Below are 6,336 nucleotides of genomic sequence, written 5' to 3'. Positions count from 1 at the left end.
AGCTGACCATTACTAATAAATTGATAGGTTTAAAAGTAAATGTATTCAAGACATTTTAATGAATTATAATTACTATTCAGTTTTCAAAGAACTATGCCTAAGGGGCATTTTTTTATTCAATTTACGAATATTTCTACAAAAATATGCTTTTATGTTAAAATAATGATAGAAATTATATTTAGAACATTATAAGTATATTGTTTTAATAATAAAAACTGAAAGGAATTGATAATGAAAAGATTTAGTAAATTAAAGATGTTATTATGAGCTTTACCTACGACTGCATTAGTTTTAGCATCTACAGTGATTTTTTCAGTTAAAGAAAAAGGAAAATCTGATATTAAATGATTTGAAAATTATCATAATAATAAATTTCAAGTGAGGAATTTTAGAATAAAGACAAGTTCTTCTGATCCGACTATAATTAATTCACTTAAAAATTTCGAGTTGAAAATTATTTTAAAACATGAATTTGACAAAAACAGCGAAAATGATTTGGAGGATTTGTTAAAAAACAAGAACCAAGATTTCATTGAAAAAATCAAAAAATCAAATCTAATTTTTAAAGATGTTAAAACTTCTTCGTTAGCACCGTTTGTTTGATTTTATTTTGAAAACGAAGAACAACGAAAAAATTTTGTTGAAAAAATACAAAAACTTGATTCAATATTAGGAATTGTTCTTTTTGATCAAAGTGTTGTACAACTAAGCAATAGTAATCAATATGATCCATATTATAAACTTTATAGAAAAATAAATAATAATAATGATTTGTTTATGGATTTTATTAAACAAAAAGAGCGAGAAAATCATAGAAGTTATATACCCACATCTAAAATTGGAATTTTAGAAGTTGGTGGAAAATTTGATGAAACTATGGATAATGACTTTTTAAACAGAGGTTATGAGGTTCTAATAACAAATAAAAATCTTGAATTAAACCATCATTCTCAAGAGGTTCCATTGATTGCAGCTGGTAGTCAGGGATTTGACAGATACGCTAAAATGTATTTTAGTAGTTTTAAAACTGATAAAGAATGAGAAGGCGCCCTTGAATGGTTTGTTAAAAATGGTGTAAAAGTTATAAATCATAGTTATGGATCGATTTATGATTTATTAGGTAGCGAATATAATGAAAATAACTTACTTTTGGATAGTATTTCAAGAAAATATGGAATTATAAATGTATTTGCATCCGGGAATGATAATGATAACCGTGACAAAGGAAATGAATGAATAAATTCAAAATCATTATCAATTAACAATATTGTAGTCGGAGCATTAGAATATGATTCATATCGTGGAATATCATCTGATAATATTGCCCGATATTCAAATTATCTATTATTTGATAAATATAAAAACTTAGCAAAACCTAATGTTGTTGCACCAGGTTATTTATATAAAAGAAAAATATTGGGTTATGGTGATAGTCAATATAATAAAATTGGTACAAGTTATGCAGCACCAATTATTTCAGGGTTGATATCTACATTATTAAGAGAGAAAAGTTTAATTAATAATGATAATTATAGAATTCAAGCAATTAAAGCAATTTTAGCTGTGGCATCTTGAATTCCGAATAATAATGATATAGCTTATAAAAGTAATGGGTACTCACTAAAATATGGAGCTGGTATTCCTAATTTTGAAAAGATGCTTAAAGCGTTTGATAATCTAACAATTGCTAATATTGATAAAAAAACAAACGGAACTGTGTTAGCAACAAAAGAATTTTATGCTTATAAAGGACAAAACATAAGAGTAGCTAGTTCGTGATTATTCAATGCTGGATTGCTTAAAAATAAAGAAAATAAACCAAGTTCGAATTTTAGTTGATATCTATATTTAATTCCATTTTTTGCAATCGGAACAGGAATTGCAGATTTAGTGTGAAGTGGTACACATAAAAACGACAGCCAACTTAAATTACATGAAACCCTAAAAAGACAAGAACAAAAATTATATTCTGATTATGATTTAATTTTAGAATATAAAGATAAAAATGGGAATTGAAAGCAAATTAAAAAATAATTACAGAAGATTCAACAGATGAACTTATAATCCATAATGCAAATATATCAGGTTTATATCGAGCAAGGGTAGTAAAATATAAAGATTCATTATTTGAAAATTCTATTGATGATAATATTGCAATGACATATTTGGTATCTTGATAAATGAAAAGAACATTTAAAACTATATTAGCATCTTCTGTTTTATCAACTTCTTTAATAGCTTTATCCTGCTCTAGTAACAAAGTTTCTATAAATTACGACGATGAAAATATTGATTATCGTTTAAGATTTGCTGAATTACTTGATCTTTACCAAACCCAAACTAATATAAAAAGAAATCCATATGATTTTTTTATGTTAAAATGAGAATCTGGTGAAAATAATGGTGGGTATGGTGTTGAAACCTTATTAAAGAATAATTTTACAATATTTACAAGTTCCAATCAAGTTCGGAATGATTATTTAAGTAGGTTTTCACTAGATTTTTATAAGAAAATATACAATATGTTTTTAAGGTTAAATGAAAAAGAGAGGGATTTTAATATCAATAATTATTGAAAAATTAATCCTAATAATATGACACAAGAGCAAATAAATAAGTATAATGAACAAAAATTCGAAGAACAATATTTATATAATCAAAAAATAGATGAATTTTTTAAGACAAAAAACTTGGTTCTTTCTACATCTTGACATGCTCGCTATCGTATTGACTATTCCCAAATAGATTACTTGATATATAATCCTAGAAGTAATCCTGATGAAATCTCGTTTATTAAAGTACATACTGGACAATTGCAACCTGCGAGGTATTACCAACCTGCAAGTGGAGGTGCATCATTTATGGATTCTGCTGTAATAAATAAAAATATTAAAATTAATCCGATTGTAAATGATCACTTAACTAAGCAAGAAGTTATAGATCTCTTTGAATTTCTTGAAAAAAAATATGAGGTAAAATAAATGAAGCATCATAAGTGATTGATATTATTTGTTTCTGTATCAATGATTGCACCTATTTTAATTGCTTGCTCAAATGTTGAAACAAAAAAACCGACGGAAAATAAAGCAGAGATTAATGCCACAAATGAATTTAATAATTTACTCGAGTGATATCAAAAGCAAAATAAAATAGTATCTAACCAAGACCGCTTTGGTAAGTATTGAAGTTATCTTTGAAACAAAGATAAGATACCTTTATTTAAGCAGCCATACCTTATTATTGAGACACTAGATGACCTAAAGAAAAAAATACTTAATAAATTTGATCGTAAATTATTTGTGGAACTATATAATAGTAAAAAATATAGTTTAGATTTTGATATTCGAAAATTAGATGAAAAAGATATTCTTGAACTTAATTTACAAAAATTTTCTAATATTTTTTTAAATAACCAAAACCTTGAAACTTTCTTTAAAGAAAATAATTTACTTATAGCTCAATATTGACTCGATCCAAACGATAAAAACAAATACAATCAAAAATATCTTATACCAGATCCTACACACCAATCAGATACTCATTTAATATTTGATGTAGTTAGTCCAAATGACTTATATTATGTGGAAGATTTTTGGTTATATCAAAGTTCACCACAATATGAAAAAGACTTTTTATACAAAGATGTAAAATTAACTGTAATTACTTTTAATAAAGGAAAAAAGATTTTTATAGATGAAAATTTAACAAAAACTCAAACTAAAAATATTTACAAAACACTTTTAACAAAATATGGTGATCGAGTATAAAATATACACAACAATATTAATATTGTTGTGTTTTAATAACAAAACACATAAATTTAAAAGCAAAAAATATTAAAATTAGCTTATTTTTATACACTAAAAAACCTAATTTTATAATATAATTTAAGATATGAATAAATTGAAAATAGGTGTTGATATAACACATATTTCCAGGTTTGTAAACAAAAGTAATTCTTTTATTGATAGGTTGCTTTCTGCAGATGAATTAGTTAAATTTGATAAACTTAAACAAAAACAAAAGCAATTATTTTTAGCACGAAGTTGAGCAATAAAGGAAGCTATTTTTAAAGCAGATAATCAATATTATAAATTTAAAGAAATTGATATAAAAAAAATAAACAATAGATGAATCTTTAAAGATTTTATTATTACAATTTCGCATGAAAAAGATATATTGGTTGCTTTTGTAATTAATATGGGGGAATAAATGAAATTTACAATAGATACTAGAATTAAGTTTCTTGCTACATGTTTAGCATGATTGCGTCGTTGATTGAAACTTGGTTCAATGCTGCGTAAGTATAAAAAAACACCTGAATTAGTTTCTCGTGAACAACGCTATAAGTTTATTCTAAAAATTGCTAAGAAATTAATTAAAATTTATAATATTGATTTGGCTATTGAAGGCATTGAAAATATTCCAAATAATGGTGGAATTATTTTAACCCCTAACCATAAATCATATATTGATGCCTTAGTTTTGATTGCTGCATTAGAACAAACAAATCAAGAATTTATTGATAAGCCTCGTGTCCCTACATTTATTGGTAAAGAAGGATTGAAAAAAAGTAAAACTATTTATAAATCAATGCAACTACTTGATTCATTTTTTATAGATAACAAAAATATCCGCGATAGTCTTCGTACATTAGATGAATTTACTGATTTTGTCAAAAATCAAAAAACTTTTGGAATTGTCTTTCCGGAAGGAACCCGCATTAAAGAAGAGAAATTAGGTGATTTTAAATCAGGTATCTATAAAATGGCCAATAATACATATATGGATGTGATTCCTGTTGCTATCTCAAATACATTAGATGCTTTTAGTCTCAAACGTCATGGCAGAATCAAAGTTACAGTTTCATTTTTAACTACTTTAAAAGCCAAAACTAATATTACTAAGGAACCAGCAATAATTGCAACAAAAGCAAAAGATATGATTGCTGCAAAGTTAGGATATACTGATGAAATTAAAAAATAAAAATCTTAACTATTCTTATGAGCATAATTTCAAATTAGCTGATTTTGATGGACCACTTGATTTGTTGTTAGAGTTAATTAAAGCGAAGAAAATAAGCATCATGGAAGTTAATTTAATCGAATTAGCAACTCAATATATTCAAATCATTAATCATTTAAAAGAAGCAGAAATTGATATTGCTGGCGATTATTTAGTAATGGCTACAACCTTAATTAACCTAAAAGCAAAGATGATCCTACAAGGTCCAGACGAAGTCGATGAAGAAATAGAACAAGAAAAGAAGTTGTTTATTCAAGACTTAGTTGAATATGAGCAGTTTCGTCAGGTTCGCGAAGCTTTAAAAACATTTCAAAGCCAGCGCGCTGATATTTATATTAAAAAAGCAAGTAATATTGATGAATACATTCAAGACAGTGATTCAGCAAAACTTGATGGACATTCAAATCCGATAAAATTAATTAATGTTCTGCGTAAGATGTTTGAAAGAGTTTATGCACAGCATTTAAGACAAACCAAACTTGAAAAGTTTAATTTAACACCATCCGATCAATTTCCGTTTATTAAGAATTTATTAAAACAACACCAAACCTTAACTTTTGAAATGGTATTTAATCAACCAACCTTAAATCACTTTGTTATTACCTTAATTGCAGTTTTAGATTTAGCAAGACAACAGTATTTACTAATCAAACAAGATAATCAATTTGATGCAATTTCAATAACCAGAGGAGAAAAATTCAATGAAGAATAAAATATTAGAGGCACTTTTATATATTCAAGGTGATGATGGACTTACTTTAGAACAAGTTAAAGAAATATTTAACTTAAATACCTTACACGAAGCAAAAAAAGTAATGGCAGATTTTCATAAGGATTTCAACTCTGAAGATCGTGGTTTAAAAGTTGTAGTATTCAATGAAATATATAAATTAGCTACCCGTGAAAGTGTTAAAGAATATATAACTAAGATGGTATCAGTTGTGAGTCCACATCGTTTATCAAATGCTGCTATTGAAGTAGCAGGAATTGTAGCTTATAAACAACCAATAACCCGTAGTCAAATTAACAAAGTGCGAGGAACTGCATCTGATCAGGTAATTAATACTTTATTAGTTAAAGGTGTGATTGAAGAGGTTGGTATTTCGCCAACTCCTGGTAGACCAATATTATATGGGATAACAAATAAATTCTATGATCACTTTAAAATTTCTACTTTACGTGATTTACCAAAACTAGATGATTTCAATTATGTTGATGGTGTTGAAAATGAGGCAAATGATTTTGATTTATTTACCAGCCAAAGAGAGGATAAATAACCTATCACTTAGATAGGTTATTTTCTATTTCGCA

Annotated in this window: 7 protein-coding genes; all 7 read left to right on the top strand. The window is 26.4% G+C overall.

What is annotated here, in order from left to right; translation table 4 throughout:
- Nucleotides 1-231: 231 nt before the first annotated feature.
- The 7 genes from ACXYRP_RS03330 to scpB all read left to right on the top strand — a co-directional run bounded on the left by ACXYRP_RS03330 (nt 232) and on the right by scpB (nt 6,302).
- Nucleotides 232-2,034: a S8 family serine peptidase gene (locus ACXYRP_RS03330; RefSeq protein WP_458615214.1), complete on the top strand. Its 1,803-nt coding sequence runs from the start codon at nt 232-234 to the stop codon at nt 2,032-2,034.
- A 146-nt stretch (nt 2,035-2,180) separates the two neighbouring features.
- A complete protein-coding gene (locus ACXYRP_RS03325; protein WP_458597543.1) occupies nt 2,181-2,981 on the top strand; it encodes a hypothetical protein in 801 nt (266 codons plus the stop codon).
- Entirely contained in the window at nt 2,982-3,767 is a 786-nt protein-coding gene (locus ACXYRP_RS03320; RefSeq protein ID WP_458597542.1) for a hypothetical protein, read from the top strand.
- A 127-nt stretch (nt 3,768-3,894) separates the two neighbouring features.
- Nucleotides 3,895-4,212 carry a 4'-phosphopantetheinyl transferase superfamily protein gene (locus ACXYRP_RS03315; protein ID WP_458597541.1) on the top strand — a complete coding sequence of 106 codons (318 nt, stop codon included), beginning with the start codon at nt 3,895-3,897 and terminating at the stop codon, nt 4,210-4,212.
- Nucleotides 4,213-4,986, top strand: coding sequence for a lysophospholipid acyltransferase family protein (locus ACXYRP_RS03310; protein WP_435129286.1), 774 nt, complete (start codon nt 4,213-4,215; stop codon nt 4,984-4,986). It begins immediately after the preceding gene.
- Nucleotides 4,970-5,737, top strand: coding sequence for a segregation/condensation protein A (locus ACXYRP_RS03305; RefSeq protein WP_458614137.1), 768 nt, complete (start codon nt 4,970-4,972; stop codon nt 5,735-5,737). Before ACXYRP_RS03310 ends, ACXYRP_RS03305 begins: the two co-directional genes overlap by 17 nt.
- On the top strand, nt 5,727-6,302 hold the full coding sequence (gene scpB / locus ACXYRP_RS03300) for an SMC-Scp complex subunit ScpB (protein WP_458615213.1): 576 nt from the start codon (nt 5,727-5,729) through the stop codon (nt 6,300-6,302). The genes ACXYRP_RS03305 and scpB overlap by 11 nt, the downstream gene beginning before the upstream one ends.
- Nucleotides 6,303-6,336: the final 34 nt, after the last annotated feature.

The organism is Mycoplasma sp. 5912, from assembly GCF_054353835.1.
This window is presented reverse-complemented; position numbering and strand designations above follow the sequence as displayed.